Annotated in this window: 15 protein-coding genes; 8 read left to right on the top strand and 7 right to left on the bottom strand. The window is 66.2% G+C overall.

Features of this window, described 5'->3' with window-relative positions; genetic code table 11:
- Window positions 1–111: 111 nt before the first annotated feature.
- From topA to B161_RS16725, 6 genes are all read left to right on the top strand, one after another.
- Window positions 112–2,745 carry a type I DNA topoisomerase gene (topA, locus tag B161_RS0104595; RefSeq protein WP_018632196.1) on the top strand — a complete coding sequence of 878 codons (2,634 nt, stop codon included), beginning with the start codon at window positions 112–114 and terminating at the stop codon, window positions 2,743–2,745.
- Window positions 2,746–2,747: 2 nt separating this feature from the next.
- Complete coding sequence (locus tag B161_RS0104600; protein WP_018632197.1) at window positions 2,748–3,386, top strand: thiamine phosphate synthase; 639 nt, start codon at window positions 2,748–2,750, stop codon at window positions 3,384–3,386.
- Between the two features lie 284 nt (window positions 3,387–3,670).
- Complete coding sequence (locus tag B161_RS0104605) at window positions 3,671–5,431, top strand: vWA domain-containing protein (RefSeq protein WP_157755525.1); 1,761 nt, start codon at window positions 3,671–3,673, stop codon at window positions 5,429–5,431.
- 251 nt (window positions 5,432–5,682) lie between these two features.
- Window positions 5,683–6,303 (top strand): 30S ribosomal protein S4, encoded by a 621-nt coding sequence (gene rpsD / locus B161_RS0104610; RefSeq protein WP_018632199.1) that lies wholly within the window; start codon window positions 5,683–5,685, stop codon window positions 6,301–6,303.
- Between the two features lie 171 nt (window positions 6,304–6,474).
- A complete protein-coding gene (locus tag B161_RS0104615) occupies window positions 6,475–7,146 on the top strand; it encodes a ceramidase domain-containing protein (protein WP_018632200.1) in 672 nt (223 codons plus the stop codon).
- Window positions 7,143–7,859, top strand: a complete 717-nt coding sequence (locus B161_RS16725; RefSeq protein WP_018632202.1) for a DUF599 domain-containing protein — start codon at window positions 7,143–7,145, stop codon at window positions 7,857–7,859. The genes B161_RS0104615 and B161_RS16725 overlap by 4 nt, the downstream gene beginning before the upstream one ends.
- Window positions 7,860–7,875: 16 nt before the next feature.
- Here the strand turns inward: B161_RS16725 and B161_RS0104625 are convergent, their stop codons facing one another.
- The 7 genes from B161_RS0104625 to B161_RS0104655 form a co-directional block, all read right to left on the bottom strand.
- The gene (locus B161_RS0104625) at window positions 7,876–8,280 is read right to left on the bottom strand and encodes a GFA family protein (protein WP_018632204.1); all 405 of its coding nucleotides are present in this window, start codon (window positions 8,278–8,280) and stop codon (window positions 7,876–7,878) included.
- Between the two features lie 93 nt (window positions 8,281–8,373).
- Window positions 8,374–9,456, bottom strand: coding sequence for an ABC transporter ATP-binding protein (locus B161_RS0104630; protein WP_018632205.1), 1,083 nt, complete (start codon window positions 9,454–9,456; stop codon window positions 8,374–8,376).
- A gap of 180 nt (window positions 9,457–9,636) precedes the next feature.
- Window positions 9,637–10,845, bottom strand: coding sequence for an extracellular solute-binding protein (locus B161_RS0104635; protein WP_018632206.1), 1,209 nt, complete (start codon window positions 10,843–10,845; stop codon window positions 9,637–9,639).
- Between the two features lie 25 nt (window positions 10,846–10,870).
- Complete coding sequence (locus B161_RS0104640) at window positions 10,871–11,713, bottom strand: carbohydrate ABC transporter permease (RefSeq protein WP_018632207.1); 843 nt, start codon at window positions 11,711–11,713, stop codon at window positions 10,871–10,873.
- Window positions 11,710–12,606, bottom strand: coding sequence for a carbohydrate ABC transporter permease (locus tag B161_RS0104645; protein ID WP_018632208.1), 897 nt, complete (start codon window positions 12,604–12,606; stop codon window positions 11,710–11,712). Before B161_RS0104645 ends, B161_RS0104640 begins: the two co-directional genes overlap by 4 nt.
- Window positions 12,603–13,778 carry a Gfo/Idh/MocA family protein gene (locus B161_RS0104650; RefSeq protein ID WP_018632209.1) on the bottom strand — a complete coding sequence of 392 codons (1,176 nt, stop codon included), beginning with the start codon at window positions 13,776–13,778 and terminating at the stop codon, window positions 12,603–12,605. Before B161_RS0104650 ends, B161_RS0104645 begins: the two co-directional genes overlap by 4 nt.
- On the bottom strand, window positions 13,775–14,527 hold the full coding sequence (locus B161_RS0104655; protein WP_040789299.1) for a copper homeostasis protein CutC: 753 nt from the start codon (window positions 14,525–14,527) through the stop codon (window positions 13,775–13,777). The genes B161_RS0104650 and B161_RS0104655 overlap by 4 nt, the downstream gene beginning before the upstream one ends.
- Before the next feature lie 222 nt (window positions 14,528–14,749).
- Between B161_RS0104655 and B161_RS16730 the strand changes: the two genes are divergently transcribed.
- Both B161_RS16730 and B161_RS0104665 read left to right on the top strand, forming a co-directional pair.
- Window positions 14,750–15,646 carry a DeoR/GlpR family DNA-binding transcription regulator gene (locus tag B161_RS16730; protein WP_169338267.1) on the top strand — a complete coding sequence of 299 codons (897 nt, stop codon included), beginning with the start codon at window positions 14,750–14,752 and terminating at the stop codon, window positions 15,644–15,646.
- Window positions 15,643–16,734, top strand: coding sequence for a hypothetical protein (locus tag B161_RS0104665; protein WP_018632212.1), 1,092 nt, complete (start codon window positions 15,643–15,645; stop codon window positions 16,732–16,734). Before B161_RS16730 ends, B161_RS0104665 begins: the two co-directional genes overlap by 4 nt.
- The last annotated feature ends 4 nt before the right edge of the window (window positions 16,735–16,738 follow it).

The following is a 16,738-nucleotide window of genomic DNA, read 5'->3' on the forward strand; positions in this document are numbered from 1 at the left end:
GAATTCCCGAAAGGGCGGGGCTTCATTGGAGGCGCAGGCGGAGAGGCGGGTTGACAGATCTCCGAAACCTCGCCCATCTTCGCGCCGCGTATAGCAGGAGATGCAAGGCTTATGGCCGTCGTCGTCGTGGAATCCCCCGCCAAAGCCAAAACCATCGAGAAATATCTCGGGAGCGGCTTCAAGGTTCTGGCCTCATACGGCCATGTTCGCGATCTGCCAGCGAAGGACGGCTCGGTGCGCCCGGCCGAGGATTTCGCTATGGATTGGGAGGTGGACTCCAAATCCTCCAAGCGGCTCTCGGAGATCGCGCAGGCGGTCAAGGACGACGGAACGCTCATCCTCGCCACCGACCCCGACCGCGAAGGCGAAGCCATCTCCTGGCATCTCGTGGAGGCCCTGCGCGCCCGACGGGCCTTGAAGAAGGACTCGAAGATCTCGCGGGTGGTCTTCAACGCCATCACCAAACCGGCGGTTCTGGCGGCCATGCAGGCCCCGCGTCAGATCGACATGGCGCTGGTCGAAGCCTATCTGGCGCGGCGGGCTCTGGATTATCTGGTGGGCTTCACGCTCTCGCCGGTGCTTTGGCGCAAGCTGCCCGGCGCGAAATCCGCCGGACGCGTGCAGTCGGTGGCTTTGCGGCTCCTCGTCGAGCGCGAAATGGAGATCGAGGCTTTCAAAAGCCGCGAATACTGGACCATCTCCGGCGCCTTCGGGGCGGCGAAGGGCGGATTCGAGGCCCGGCTCGTCAAGAGCGAGGGGAAGAAGCTCGAAAAATTCGATCTGGCGACCGAAGAAGACGCCAAACGCGCCGTGGCTTTCGCCGCCGCGCGGGACTATCGCGTCGAGGCGGTGGAGCAAAAGCCCGCTCAGCGCCATCCGGCGCCGCCCTTCATGACCTCGACCCTCCAGCAGGAGGCCAGCCGCAAGCTCGGATTCGGCGCGCAAAACACCATGCGCGTGGCCCAGAAGCTCTATGAAGCGGGCTGGATCACCTATATGCGCACCGACGGCGTGGATCTCGCGCCGGAGGCGGTGCAGGCTCTGCGGTCGGAGATCTCTTCGCGCTATGGGGCGCAATATCTGCCCGCCGCGCCGAGGGTCTATAAGACCAAGGCCAAGAACGCCCAAGAAGCCCATGAGGCCATCCGCCCCACCGAGGCCTCGCGCCATCCGGATAAGGCCGATCTCTCGGGCGAGGAGGCGAAGCTCTATGATCTGATCTGGCGGCGCGCCGTGGCCTCGCAGATGGAATCCGCCCGCTTCGAGCGCACCGTGGCCGAGATCCTCAGCGCCGATTCTCAGGCGGCCTTCCGCGCCACGGGGCAGGTTCTGCTCTTCGACGGCTTCCTGACGCTCTATCAGGAGGGTCAGGACGACGCCGAGGACGAGGATTCCCGCCGTCTGCCCGCTCTGACCCAAGGCGAGGCGCTCAAACGCGGCGCGATCACGCCCGAGCAGCATTTCACTCAGCCCCCGCCGCGCTTCACTGAGGCCAGCCTCGTGCGGCGCATGGAGGAATTGGGCATCGGGCGCCCCTCGACCTACGCCTCGATCATCACGGTGGTGCAGGATCGCGGCTACGCCCGCAAAGACAAGGGCCGTCTGATCCCTGAAGACAAGGGCCGCCTCGTCACGGCTTTTCTGGAGAATTACTTCGCCCGCCTCGTGCAATACGACTTCACGGCGGGACTTGAGGAAAAACTCGACGACGTGACCTCCGGCCAAGCCGACTGGAAAAGGCTCCTCGCGGATTTCTGGACCGACTTCAACGGCGAAGTCGAAGCCACCAAGGAATTGCGCGTCGGCGACGTGCTGGAGCGCATCAACGAAGCCCTTGAACCCCATGTCTTCCCGCCGAAGGAGGATGGTTCGGATCCGCGCCTCTGCCCGACCTGCGGCAAGGGGCGGCTGTCGATCCGCACCGGCAAATTCGGCGCCTTCATCGGCTGCTCGAATTATCCGGAATGCCGCTATACGCGCCCCTTCGGCGTCGAGGAGGGCGAGAACGGCGAAAGCTCCGAGGCTCTGCCGCCGGAGGGCAAGCTCCTCGGCCAAGCGCCCGACGGCGAAGCCGTGACGCTCCGCGTGGGCCGCTTCGGGCCTTACGTCCAGAAAGGCGAGGGCGAGAAGCCGCCGCGGGCCTCTCCGCCGCGCGGCGTCTCCATCGACGAGGTGGATCTGGACTTCGCCTTGCAGCTTCTTTCGCTGCCGCGTCTGGTCGGCGAGCATCCCGAAGGCGGCGAGATCCGCGCCAGCCTCGGGCGCTTCGGACCTTATGTGCAGCATGAAAAGACCTACGCCAATCTCCCCGACTGGCGCGAGGTCTTCAGCATCGGGCTGAACCGGGCGGTGGATCTTCTGGCGCAAAAGCGCGCCAAAGGCCCCGGACGAGGCGCCGCCGTCGCTCCGCTCAAGGAATTGGGGCCTCACCCCGAGGACGGCGCGCCGGTCAACGTCATGGCCGGGCGTTATGGGCCTTATGTGAAATGGGGCGCCGTCAACGCGACCCTCCCTAAAGAGGTCAAGCCCGAAGACCTGACCATGGAGCAGGCTCTGCCCTTGCTGGCGGCGCGCGCCGCCGCCTCGCCGAAGAAGAAGCCCGCCGCGAAGAAGGCCCCCGCCAAGGCGCAGGCCGCGGAGGGGGGCGAGGCCCCGAAGACGAAAGCCGCCGCCAAGCCTAAAGCGGCCAAAGCCAAAACCACGAAGTCCAAAGCGGTCGTGAAAACCCAGACGGCGGAATCCTGATCATGGCCCAGCCTGCCGAAGCCGCCCCGACGCGGCTCTATCTCGTCGCGCCCGCCGAGGTCTCCGACGCCGGAGCTTTCGCCGCCCAATGCGCCGAGGTCTTCGCGGCGGCGGACGTCGCCTGTCTGAGGGTTCCTTTGGCGGAAGGAGTCTCCGACCGCGCGGCGGCGGCTCTGCTCGACGCGCTGAAGGCGCCTTGCCACGCCCATGACGTGGCGCTGCTGATCGAGGACCGCTTCGAATTGGTCCGCCCCTATGGGCTGGACGGCGTCCACCTCAGCGGCCCCCATGCGCTGAAGGCCATGGTCGAGGCGCGGGCCGCCATCGGGCGCAACGCCATTCTCGGCGTGGATTGCGGCGATTCGCGCCATAAGGGCCTCACCGCCGGCGAGCGCGAGGCCGATTATGTCGCTTTCGGCCCGCTGGAAACTCTTGACGCGGACCCGGATTTGCGCGAACTCATCTTCTGGTGGCAGGCGATGATCGAGATTCCCTGCGTGGCTGAAATCGCGCCGGATCCGGCTCTGGCGGCGGCGCTTTGGGGGAAAGCGGATTTCCTCGCGCCCTCCGCGACGCTCTGGACGGCCCCGGAAGGCGCGGCTGCGATTGTGAAGAGCCTCGCCTCCGGCGCGGGAGGCTGAGGGAATCAGGCCGCCTCTTCGGGCGGGCGGTAAGGATCGGAGGACGGCGCGGTAAGGGTTTTTTCAGCATGAACGGCGCGTTATTGAAATAATTTTATGAATTCCTTTGATTCTTTTCTCAGGGGGTTTGAGTTTTTATTACGTAATACAAACCGTAATTTAAAATAAAACTATCTATTTCTGGCGATCATCAATCCTGCTTCAGTGGAGGAGCGATGATGCGCAACAAGAAGATCTCAAGCTTTCTGAAGAGCCGGCGCGGATCGATCGCGACCGCCGGCGGCTTGTCGGTTGGCGTCGCGGTCGCGGCGGTCGCTCTCTCGGCGACGGTGGCCCACACCTACGAAACTCGCGCCGACGTCCAGCGCGCGCTGGACGCCGCTCTGCTGAGCGCCGCGAGATCCGACGATTTCACCGAACCTCAGGCCATCGTCGAGGCTTACGTCCGCTCTTATGTCCGGGATGCGGGCATCTCGGCCAAAAACATGATCGTGGAGGCCTCCTACGACGAGCTGGAGGGCGTGCTGAGGGGCAATGTGAAGTTCCGGGTGGACGCGATCTTCCCGGTGCCCTCCTCCGTCAAGGATCATATGCGTCCGCGCGTGGAGGCTCAGGTGACGCCGCCGGGCGCCCATCGCATGGAGATCGCCCTCGCCTTGGACATGAGCGGCTCCATGTCGATGGATCTGGCCGGCAACGAGGGCCGCGCCGCGCCGGGCCAGTCGCGTCTGGACGCCCTGCGCACCGCGCTGAACGGCATGTTCGATCAGATCGAGGCTCAGGGGACCGAGCACGGCAGCAACATCTACGTGTCCATCGTCCCCTATGCGGGCAGCGTCAACATCGGCAATCTGTATAAAGGCGTGAGCCCCGCGCGCTCGGTCCAGAACAAAACGCCCCAGAACGGCGGGCCGGAGCCGCATAACTTCTTCAGCAATCTCGGCGACAGCGAGCAGCGCCTGCTGCGTTATTACGATCTCGGAAGCTGGACTTACGAGAATTATTGCGTCTCCTATAATCGCTGGGGCTCCTGCACCCGCTGGGAGAGGTATGAGTTCTGGAGCAAGGCCGATGATCAGAGCGCGGCCTATCTCAAGCGCGGAGCCTGGGCGACCGAGCGCTTCGGCGCGAATCTCGCGAAGGATCAGGCGCCCGACGTGGTGAAGAATCCCTTCGCCACCTTCGAGGACCTGCGGGACTTCCAGCGGATCCGGCGCGATAATTCGACGGCTTTCGATAAAAGCTGGGCGACGCCCGCCATGCATGTTCTGCCTTTGACGAACAACGTGGCGGAGATGCGCGCCTACGCCGACAACCTCGTCGCTTACGGCGGCACGGCGGGACATTTGGGCATGGAATGGGCTTGGCGCTCGATCTCGCCCAACTGGGGCGGCGCCTGGGCCTTCAAGCCGACGGATTCCGCAGGGCGCTTCACCGCGGTGACGACGGTTCTGCCGCTGTCTCAGGTTCAGGGTCTTCTGGATGGCCTGCTGACCGGCGTCGGAGATTTGCTGAACGAGACCGTCGGCGGTCTGCTGGGCATTCTGGGCCTCGGCGGCGGGGGCGGCGGAGGGGGCGGCGGCGGCGGCAACTACGTCACGGCCGACCGCCTGCCCACCACCTACGACGCCCGCAACGTCAGCAAGGCCATCGTCATGATGACCGACGGCGTCTTCTCGCCGGCGGTCGACAACGCCGCGGCCAACGACGCCACGCTGAGAAGCGCCTCCATCAATTCGACGGTCATTGAGGAATGCCTCAAAGCCGGCAACCTGCAGAATCTGACCGGCACGCTGCGCAGCAACGCTCAGGCGGCCTGCAAAGCCTCCTTCGCCTATTTCGAGCAGATCTGCACGGCGGCGAAGCAGCAGGGCGTGAAGGTCTACACCATCGCCTTCACGGAAGGCGCGGACGGATCTCTGGATTCGCTGCGTCGCTGCGCCTCCGATCCGGGCAAGATCTTCGCGGTGAACACGGGCGTCCAGCTCAACACCGCCTTCACGAAGATCTTCCACGACACGGGCGAGCTGCGCGTGAGCCGCTGATCCTTCTCTCTCTCCGCCACGGAAGGGAAAGCTCCGGAGCCGAAAGGCCTCCGGAGCTTTTCGCGCCTCAGGGCGGGCGGGCGCGGGCGGGGGGCGCCCTTGACTTTTCGGCGCAAGCCGGAGTAAGTCCCGCATCCGCCGTCCGTTAGGGCGGCGTTTTTTCGCGTCCGCGAGGCCCTCCGGGGCTTCTGTCGTCTTCCGGAAGGAAGAGCCGAGGAGGGCGCGCTCATATTCGACGAATTGGACCCGACATGACCAAACGCGCCAACGCGAAATACAAGATCGACCGCCGTCTCGGCGAAAACCTCTGGGGCCGCGGCAAGTCGCCGGTGAACCGCCGCGAATACGGCCCCGGCCAGCACGGCCAGCGCCGCAAGGGCAAGATGTCCGACTTCGGCCAGCAGCTCCGCGCCAAGCAGAAGCTCAAGGGCTATTACGGCGACATCTCCGAGCGTCAGTTCCGCCGGATCTACGCCGAGGCCGACCGTCGCCGCGGCGACACCTCGGAGCATCTGATCGGCCTGCTTGAGAGCCGTCTGGACGCCATCGTCTACCGCTCGAAATTCGTGCCGACCGTCTTCGCCGCCCGCCAGTTCGTGAACCACGGCCATGTGACCGTGAACGGCAAGCGCGTCAACATCGGCTCCTACGTCTGCCGCGTCGGCGACGTGATCGCCATCAAGGAAAAGTCGCGTCAGCTGGCGCTGGTGCTGGAGGCGGCCCAGTCGGGCGAGCGCTCCATTCCGGATTATCTCTCGGTCGACTCCGCCAAAGGCGTTGCGACTTATGTCCGGATGCCCACCATCACCGACGTGCCTTATCCTGTGCAGATGGAGCCTAATCTCGTCATCGAGTATTACGCGAAGAACTGACGTTTTTCCCGATTCAGACTTCAGGGCCGCGCTTCGCAAGGAGCGCGGTCTTTTTCATCGGGAAGCCTGAAGCCAAGGCCCGAAAAGAGGCCGAAAGCTTCATGGATTCGGCTTATGCTGTCCGAGATACGCCCACCCGACCGCGCCCCCCGACTGCGACCGGAGAGAGTCATGAGCCGCTGGCTGGCCCCCCTCGATAATTACTGCGAACGCACCGGACCGGAGTTTTGGTCGGAGCCGATCAACGCCGCGACGAACGCCGCCTTCGTGATCGCGGCTTGGCTGGCCTGGCGCGAGGCGCGGCGACTGGGGAAGGACGATCCGCTGATTCTCGGCCTCTGCGCCTTGGTGGCGGCGATCGGCGTGGGCTCCTTCCTCTTTCATAGCGTCGCGCAATTCTGGTCGATGCTGGCCGACGTCATCCCCATCCAGATCTTCATTCTGGCGGCTCTGGCGGCCACGCTGAACCGCGTCTTCGGGCTGAGCTGGCTCGTCGCGGGGGCGGCGACCGCCGCTTTCGCGGTCTTCGTCGTGCTGGCGGGGGGCTTCATGCGCCGTCTGACGGGCGGGGCGCTCAATGGTTCGGAGGGCTATTTGCCGCCGCTGATCGCGCTGATCGTCACTTCGGCGATCCTCGTCGCCAAGGGGAATCCGGCGGGGCGGCTGCTGGGCGCGGCGGCTCTGGTCTTCACGGCCTCGCTGACCTTCCGCACGCTGGACCGCTCGATCTGCGAGGCCCTGCCGCTCGGGACGCATTGGCTCTGGCATTCGCTGAACGCCGTGACGCTCTGGCTGGTGCTCGTCACCATCATCCGCTATGGCCGGAGGCCCGCCGCGTTATGACCGGATTGATCAGCGGCGCCGACCTCATGGCGGCGCTCTGGACCGTGGCTTGCTGGCTCGGGGTGGGCTGGTGGATCGAGCGCGGCCCTTATTCCGAAAGCACCATGGCCGCCCTCATGACGCGGCGGCGCTATGAATGGGCGCTGCGCATCGCCGAGCGCGAACAGCGCATCGTGGACGCCGCCCTGCTCAACAGCCTGCAGAGCGGCGCGGCCTTCTTCGCCTCGGCCTGCATGTTCGCCATCGGCGGCGCGGCGGCTCTGCTCGGACAGGCGGAGGCTCTGGCGGCGCTCTCCAATGATCTGCCCTTCGCCGATCATGTGGCCGCGGGCGACTGGCGGCGGCGTCTGCTGGCGCCGCTCGGGCTGCTGGTCTACGCCTTCTTCAAATTCGCCTGGTCGCATCGGCTCTTCAACTACAACGCCATCATGCTCGGCTCGATTCCGATGCCGCATCCCGGCCAGACGGAGATCCCGCCGGAGGCCGAAGACGCCGCCTTGCGCGCCGCGCGGCTCAACGAGCAGGCCGCGCTGAACTTCAATCGCGGCCTGAGGGGGCTTTACTTCGCGCTCGGGACGCTCGGCTGGCTGCTGGGGCCTTGGGGCGCCGTGGCGGGGGCGGCTTTAGTGGCTTGGGCCATGTGGCGGCGCGAATTCATCTCGCATTCCCGCGCCGCCCTGACCTCGGAGAAGCCGCCCGAGCCTAAAATCTGAGCCTGAAATCTGAGCCTCATTCGGGGCGCGGCGGATAGGTCGTGAATTCGGGCAAAGCCTCGAAGCCGCGCGTCCAGCTGACGCGCTGCGAGGCCATGACGTGGATTTGAGGCGGCGCCGCCTCCGGATCGTCCAGCGTGCCGCTCTGCACGTCGATCAGACCGGGCAGAGTCTCGGCGTTGGCGTAGAAGAGGCTCGCGCCGCAGGTTCCGCAAAAGGAGCGCCGCCCATGCGCCGAAGAGGCGTAGACCTTGGGCTCTCCCGTGATGGTCAAGGCCGCGCGCGGGAGCATCAGCCAGCCCGTCAGAGGCGCGCCGGTGGATTTCCGGCAGTCTCTGCAATGGCAAATCGCCGAGGCGACCGCCTCGCCGTCGATCTCATAGCGCAGCGCGCCGCAATGGCATCCGCCTGAAAGCTTCATCCCGGCCTCCCTGAATCGAGATTGCGTCGGGAGAGCCTAAGCTTTTCTCAGAAAAACCACCAACGAAATAGGATCAAAAAGCGATCTTTCAGGCTACGAGCGCCGTTTCAGCGCCTCGCCCTGCGCGTCGAAGACATGGCAGAGCGCCGGATCCAAAGCCAGAGCCAGCCGCTCGCCGGGCTGGATCGGGGCGTCGCCGGAGGTCTGAAGGCGGAGCTGCTCGCCATGGGCGGCGAGGCCGTAGGCGACGCTCGCCGCGCCGAGGCGCTCCACGACTTCGGCCTGCATCGTCAGGCTTCCCGCCGGATCGATCCGCAGATGCTCGGGGCGGACGCCGAGAATCAGCGGCGAACCCGCCGCCGCCTCGCCTTCGACGGGGACCACAAGCTCGGCGCCGTCGAAGAGCCGGACCCGCAGGCCGCCTTCCGCGCGGCCCAGAGATTCGGCGGGCAGGAAATTCATTTTCGGATTGCCGATGAAGCCCGCCACGAAGAGATTGCGCGGATGGTGGTAAAGCTCCAGAGGCCCGCCCACCTGCTCGACGCGTCCGGCGTTGAGCACCACGATGCGGTCGGCCATGGTCATGGCCTCGACCTGATCATGGGTGACGTAGATCATGGTGGCGCCGAGCTCTTTATGCAGCCGCGTCAGCTCCAGCCGCATTTCGCCGCGCAGGGCGGCGTCGAGATTGGACAAGGGCTCGTCGAAGAGGAAGACCTGAGGCTGGCGCACGATGGCCCGGCCTATCGCCACGCGCTGGCGCTGTCCGCCCGACAAAGCCGCCGGACGATGCCCGAGCCGCGCCGTCAATTGCAGCGTCTCGGCGGCGGATTTCACGCGGCGGTCGATTTCGGCCTCCGCCATGCGGGCCACCCGCAGCGGAAAGGCGATGTTTTCATAGACGCTCATATGCGGATAAAGCGCGTAGCTCTGAAAGACCATGGCCACGCCGCGCTCCACGGGGGGCAGGTCGTCGACCTTCCTGCCGCCGATCTCGATCCGCCCGGAGCTTGCGCTCTCCAGCCCGGCGATCATGCGCAGCAGAGTCGATTTTCCGCAGCCCGAAGGACCGACGAAAACCGCGAAATCTCCGTCGGGGATCTCCAGATCCACGCCCTTGACGACATGGGCGCTCCCAAAGCTCTTCGCGACTTCGACGAGACGAACCTCTCCCAAGGGGGGCCTCCGGATGTTCACAGGCGCGGCCCCGGGGCTCCGGCGGGGCCGGGGCGAGGCGCGGGAAAGAAAAGACGGAGCGCCGCCGACGCAGCAGGGTCGAGACGCCGCAGGCGGCGGCGCTCCGCAAGGTGGAGAGCGCGCCTGAGAATCAGGGTTGGGCGCGCTCTCAAGGCGACGTCAGTCGGCGATCTCTTCAAGGCGGCTCTGAGCCTCGGCCACGGCCTCGGCGGGCTCGACCTCGCCCATGACCACGCCCTGAATGGCTTCGATGAGAATATCCTGCATGGCGCGATAATCGGTCATGACAGGCTCCGGGCCGCCGATGGCGATGCCGTCAAGGAAGACCTTCCAATTGGGGTCGTCGGCGAGGAGCGTCTCTTCGGCGCCCTCGACGAGGCGCACGGGGGTCCAGCCGCCTTGTTTGTCCACCTCGAACTGGCGCTCGGGGGCGGTGAGGTATTTCACCAGATTCAGCGCGGGCTCTTCGACGCCCGTGCCTTTGAAGACCACGAGGCTGTCGGTGATGAGCAGCGTGGATTGCGCGCCATGGGGGCCGGCCGGGATCAGCTCAAGGCCGTAATCCACGTTGGAGAAGCCTTTGCGGCCGAATCCGCCATGGACGATCATGCCGATGCGGCCCTCGTTGAAGAGGGGCTCCAGCTTGCCGCGGTCATAGGCGAGGGGGCCGGGCTCGGCGTATTGCGCCAGCTCCTTATAGAACTCCATGGTCTCGACGTTCTGGGGCGAATTGAAGACCACCTTCCCCTCGGCGTCGACCACCTGGCCGCCGTTCGAATACATCCATTTCAGGAATTGATGCATCGTGTTGTCGAAGGAGGCGGCGGGAATGCCGATGCCGTCGGCGGAGGTCTTTTCGTCGATGGCCTTGGCGGCGGCCAGAGTCTCGGCCCAAGTCTGGGGGCCTTTGTCGGTGGGCAGGCCCGCCTCGGCGAAGAGGGTCTTGTTCCAGAAGAGGCCCTTGGTCGAGAAGGCGCGCGGCAGGCCCCAGACCTGACCGTCGAACTGCACGGTGGCGAGGACGCTCGGCTCATAGCCGGCCTTCTCCTCGTCGCTCAGCGCGATGGGCTGGATGAGGTCGTTGTCGGCGAGCATCTTCAGCGTGCGCGAGCCCATATAGGCCGAAGCCGGAGCGTCGCCCGCGCGGGCGAGGCTGATGGCCTTCTCCTCGCACTGGCCCCAGGGCACATATTCGAGATTGACCTTATAGGCGGGATTCTCGGCCTCCCAGGCGGCGATATGCTCGTTCTGCACGGGCAGGTCGCCGTCGGCGCCGCAGTTGATCACATGCAGCGTGGTGACGTTCTGCGCCTGAGCGGCCGAGGCCAGCAGGCCCAAGGCCGCCGCGCTCATCAGAAGTCGTTTCATCGCGTCTCTCCCTGACATCGTTTTGTCATTCCTTCACCGCGCCGGAGGTCAGCCCGGCGACGATATGCTTTTGCATGAAGGCGTAGACCAGCAGCACGGGGGCCACGCCCACCAGACTGGCCGCCATCAATTCGTTCCAGAGCACGCGCTCATGGCCGAAGAACTGGTAAAGCCCCATGGGAAGGGGGTTGTAGGCGTCGCGCGAATTGAAGGTCAGCGCGAAGAGGAATTGCTGGGCGTAGGCCGCGATGAAGGTCGCGATGGCCACCACCACGATTCCCGGCGTCGCCACCGGCAGGATCACCCGCCGCAACGTGTAGAGCCGCGAGGCGCCGTCCATCAGCGCGGCCTCCTCCAGCTCGCGGGGGATGCGCAGGAAATAGCTGCGCATGAGGAAGATCCCGGCGGGCGTGGCGAAGGCCGCGCCCGGAACGATCATCGCGCCGTAGCTGTTGAGCAGCCCGAAGCTCTGCATGATGCGGTAAAGCGGGATGATCAGCACCGCCGCCCCCACCATGTTCACCACGAGGAAGACGCCGAGCAGCGCGTCCCGGCCCCGATAGCTGAAGCGGGCGAAGGAATAGGCCGCCGGAACGATGCAGATCAGCGCGAGGATCGTCGCGCCCGAGGCGATCAGGAAGCTGTTGAGCATATAGCGCCAGAGCATGGGCACGCTGCTCCACATGTCCTTATAGGCCTGAAAGCTCATATCCTCGGTGAAGAAGCGGTAGGGCGCGCGGAAGACCTGAGTCAGCGGACGAAGGCTGACCATGAAGGCCTCGACGAAAGGCGACAGCAGAAAGAGCAGGAAGACCGCGATCCCCGCGTAAATCAGAACCAGCTCCCACCAGCGATAGCGGTCGATCATGCCGAAGCCTCCTCAAGACGCCGCGCGCGTCGCGCCATGCGGTTCAGAAGCAGCAGATAGATTCCGGTCAGGAGCATCAGCAGGATCAGCAGAGTCGCCGAGCGCGCCGCGCCCGCGCCATACTGAAAGCGGCTGATGGCGGTCTTATAGGTGTCGATGATCATGGTGGTGGTGGCGTTGCGCGGGCCGCCCTCGGTGAGGATCCAGATGATCTCGAAGCTGTTGAAGGTCCAGATCGCCGAGAGCAGCGCCATGGTCGCCAGAGAAGGCGCGATCAGAGGCAGAGTCACGCGGCGGAAGCGGTAGAAGCGGCTGGCGCCGTCCACCCATGCGGCTTCATGCAGCTCGCGCGGCACGGTCTGCATGGCCGCCAGCAGATAGAGCGTCACCAGAGGCGTGCCGATCCAGACGTCGGTGACCACCGTGGCGAGGAAGGCCGAGTTCCGGTAGCCGAGGAATTCGAAAGGCCCCGCGAGGAAGCCCCAGCGCTGGAGCAGCCCCGAGATCATCCCGAACTGGCCGTTGTACATCCAGCTCCACATGAAGACGCCGATGGCGATGGGCACGATCCAAGGCGGCATGACCAGCACCCGGAAGATCGTCCGTCCCGGCACCGCCGCGTTGAGCAGCACCGCCCCGAAGAGCCCCATCGCCAGCTTCAGCACGACCGAAAGCGTCACCCAGAGCAGAGTCCGCCAGATGATCGCGACGAAGCCGCCCGAAAACAGGCGCTCGTAATTCTGAAAGCCGACGTAATCCTCGGTCGCGCGGATCGAGGCGTTGGTGAAGGAGAGCCGGAAGGTCTCCATCACCGGCCAGGCCACGATGGCCAGAGTCAGCAAAGCCGCAGGCAGCAGAAGCAGATAGGGAAAGGCGTCGAAACGGCGCGTCATCCGGCGTCTCCGACGGCTGGAGGGGAGCGGCCGAGCGCCGCGTCGAATTCGGCCCAGAAAGGCCCGAGATCGACCACGCGGCCCTCATGGCGGGCTTCGTCCATGGCGAGGGCGGTCGCGCCCGCCTCCAGAGCGTCGATCACGGAGACGGGCAGAGCCTCGAGCTCGCCGCGCAGATGGGCGAGCAGATCGCGGATCATGGCTTCGTCGGCGCCGTAATGCTGACCAAGCTCGCCGGGCGGCTGGACTTCGCGCGTCTCGGAAAGGCGCGCGCCGGTTTCGGCGTCGGTGGTCTGGAAGTAATTGCGGATGAAGTCGCCTTCCGCCATGCCCTTGCGCCCGATCACGCAGAAGCGGCGGAATTCGTCGGGCGCGTTGAGGTTCGTGTGAAAGGCCAGAGTCGCGCCGGAGCCGTATTCCACCAGCGCCGTCTGATAATCCACGAGGTCGCCCTCGCCGCTGAAGGCGTCCTCCGAGCCGTTCCAGCGCGGCGACATCCGCGCGAGATAGGCGGGCTTTCCGGCGGGGGCGTGTTCGGGCAGATAGCGCTTGCGTCCGCCGAAGCTCGCCACGCGCCGCGCCCGAGATCCCGCGACGCTCTGATAAAGATCGAGGTCGTGGCAGCATTTCTCCAGCATGAAGCCGCCGGAGAGGCTCGCGAAGCGCCGCCAGTCGCGCATGAAGAAAGAGCCGTGATAAGGCGCGATCTGCTCGCTGGCCTCGATGGACATCACCTCGCCGATCCAGCCCTTGGCCTGAGCCTCGCGCAAAAGCCGGTAAAGCGGCGAATAGCGCAGGACCAGCCCCGCCAGCAGGCGGCTTTCGCCTTGGGTCCGGGCCATGAGCCGGGCCAGCGCCAGAGTCTCCTCGCGCGAGACCGCCACGGGCTTTTCAATGAAGATCTTCGGCGCGCCGCTTTCGAGCGCGGCCTCGACATGGCGCAGATGCAGATGATTGGGCGAGCAGATCAGCAGAAGATCCGGCTTCTCCGCCTTCACGAGATCCGGGATGGAGTCGTAAGGCTCGGGCGCGAAGCCGAGGCGCTCCAGAGCCTCCAGCCGCGCGGGAAAGGGATCGACGTAGCCCGCGACCTGAAGGCCCGGCTCTAGCTTGCGGAGCTGCCGGACCAAAACCGCGGAGCGGGCGCCGAGCCCCACGATCCCGATCTTCATGCGGAAGCCTCCTCGGCCGCCCGGCGGCGCAGAGCCGCGAGCATGCGGTCGAGGATCTGCGGCGAGGTCACGCGCAGGCCGGGCTCGCCGAGCACGCCCTTGCGCGGCGGCGCGGAGAAGGAGCCGTGCAGCGCCCGCGCGCCGGTCTTGAAGAGCAGGGTCCGCGCGGTTTCAGGCGTCACGCCGCCGCCGGGCATGATCTGGATGCGCTCGCCCGCCGCCCGCACCAGCCGCGCGAGGAGATCGGCGCCCTGAAGGGCCGTCGCCGCGCCGCCGGAGGTGAGGATGCGCGCGAAGCCGAGATCCGCGGCCTGCTCCAGAGCGGCCAGAGGATCGGGCGTCAGATCGAAGGCGCGATGCAATGTCAGCTCCAGAGGGCCCGCCGCGCGCTTCAGCCGCGCCAAAGCCGCGAGGTCGAGGCTTCCGTCCGGCCGCGAGGCCCCGAGGACCGCGCCCTCGGCGCCCGCCTCCCATGCGGCGGCGAGATCCGCCTCCGCCGCGGCGAGATCCGCCTCGCTGTAAACGAAGTCGCCCGGCCGCGGGCGGATCATCACGAAGACGCGGGGCCGGTCGGAAAGAGAAAAAAAGGAGGCGGCCGTTTTCAGCAGGCCGGGGGAGGGGGTGACGCCCCCCAGCCCGAGGGCCGAACAAAGTTCGATCCTGTCGACCCCCGGTCGTCGCGCCGCCGCGAAGCCCTCCGCCGAATCGACGCAAACCTCGAGTTCGATGCGGTCAGGGGGTGCGGTCATCGGCGTCCCGTCGGGGATCATGCGGCGTCGCCTCCAGAGTGATTTAGGTCGTTCGCGTTTCCTCGAATTAAGCTTTGACTTTAGGAATAGTCAAGCGGATTTCAGCATTGCTAAAATTTTTGCGGCGGATATGCTCGTCTCCGAATGGAAAGGCGCCTGAGCCTGCGCGAAGGCGAAATCAGGAAGACCGGGAGATCGGGAGATCGGGGGGGCGAAGGCGTCATGATCGGAAAAACGGACATGGCGGCGCGGCGAAATCCTTCCGAAGGAGGCGGCGGCCTGCGCGGACGCATCCTCGCCGCGCTGGAGACCATGACGCCCAAGCTGCGCGGCATCGGCGAATTGGCGCTGCGCGATCCCGAAGCCTTCATCCGCAAGACCTCGCGCGAGCTTTGCCTTGAGCTCGGGGCCAGCGAGCCGACTCTGATTCGCTTCTGCAAGGAGATGGGCTACGCCGGACTGGCCGCCTTCCGCATCGATCTGGCTCTGGAGGGCTCGGGGCCTTTGTCGGCGCTGGTCGAGCCCGCCGTGCATGAGCGCCGCAGCATGAACCGCGCCGCCAAAAGGCGCATCGCCGCGCGGGCCGCGCCGCTGGTCGCGGGGGATTCGGCGATTCTGCTCGACAATGGTTCGAGCGTCGAGTCCTTCGCCGAGCATCTGCGCGACGCCGCGCCGCTGACCGTCATGACCACCAGCCTGCCCATCGCCTCCATGCTGATGATGCAGGGCCGCCATGAGGTCATGCTGACCGGCGGCCGGGTGCGGCCCGATTCCCTCGCTTTGGTGGGGGGGCTGGCGGAGCAGGCGCTCAAGGGGCTGCGCTTCGACAGCTTCGTGATGGGCGTCTACGGGATCGGCAAGGGCAGGATCGGCGGCTCGCGCGAGGACGAGGCCCGGCAGACCCGCGCCATGGCTGAGGCCGCCGACCGCGTGATCCTGCTGGCCGACGCCTCGAAATTCTCACAGCCGGCGCTCTATAAGGTCTGCGACCTCGGGCGGGCGGCCATTCTCGTGACCGATCTCGCGCCCGACCATCCTGCGGCCCTTGAGGCCGTTCAGGCGGGGGTCGAGGTGATTTCGGTCCATGGACAATATGAAGACGAACAGGAGACGACGTGACGGACAGCAGCAATCTGGAGCGCTGGGCCACTTGGCGCGAGATCCACAGACAGCCGGAGCTTTGGCGGTCCTGGGCCGTCGATCTGGCCCGCGAGGCCTCCGCGCTGCGCCGCTGGATCGCCGAGCGCGGCGTGGAGGAGGTCTGGCTTTGCGGCGCGGGCAGCAGCGGCTTCATCGGCGAAATCCTTTCGACGGGCGCCGGGCGTTCGGGTCCGCGTCTGCGGGCCGTGCCGACCACCGACTACGTCGCCGCGCCGCAGGACTTCCCGGCGCCGAAGGGGCGGCTTCTGGTCGTGCAGTTCAGCCGCAGCGGCGACAGCTCCGAATCCGTCGGGATGCTGGATCTGCTGGACCAGCTTCTGCCCGAAGCCGACCGGCTGCACGTCACCTGCAATCCTGAGGGGACTCTGGCGACGCGCGCCCATCCGGGGCCGGGCGAATTGCGGCTGCTTCTGCCGCCCGAGGCCGCCCATGACCAAGGCTTCGCCATGACCTCGAGCGTCAGCTGCATGCTGCTGGGGGCTCTGGCGGTCTTCGATCCCGAGACCGATCCGGCGCGCGCCTTGCCGCTGCTGGCCGCGGGCGCCGAGGATCTTCTGGAGCGGCTGCGGAGCTGGGCGCCGCCGCGCGCCGGACGCGCCTTTTTCCTCGGCTCGGGGGCGCTGAAGTTCGCGGCGCGGGAATCCGCGCTGAAGGTGTTGGAATTGACCTCCGGCCGCGCCAACGCCGCTTGGGATAGCCCGCTCGGCTTCCGCCATGGTCCGAAATCCGCCGTGGAGGCCGATGCTCAGATCTATGTGATGCTCCATCCCGACCATCGCACCGCCCGTTACGACGCCGATCTCGCCGAGGAGGTGGCCCGCCAATATCCCGACGCCGAGGTCAGGACCATCGGCCCCGGCGGCGATCTTCCGTTGCAGGGAATCGGCAAGGCCCGCTGGGACGCGCCGCTTTACGTCATCCCGGCGCAGATTCTCTCCGCGCGCTGGTCCGACGGGCTGGGGCTGAACGTGGACGACCCCTTCAAGGGCCAAGGCTCGCTGACGCGGGTGGTGGCGGGGGTGAAGCTCTACCGCTTCGAACCATGACGGG

This window comes from Neomegalonema perideroedes DSM 15528 (assembly GCF_000374145.1).
GTDB lineage: Bacteria > Pseudomonadota > Alphaproteobacteria > Rhodobacterales > Rhodobacteraceae > Neomegalonema > Neomegalonema perideroedes.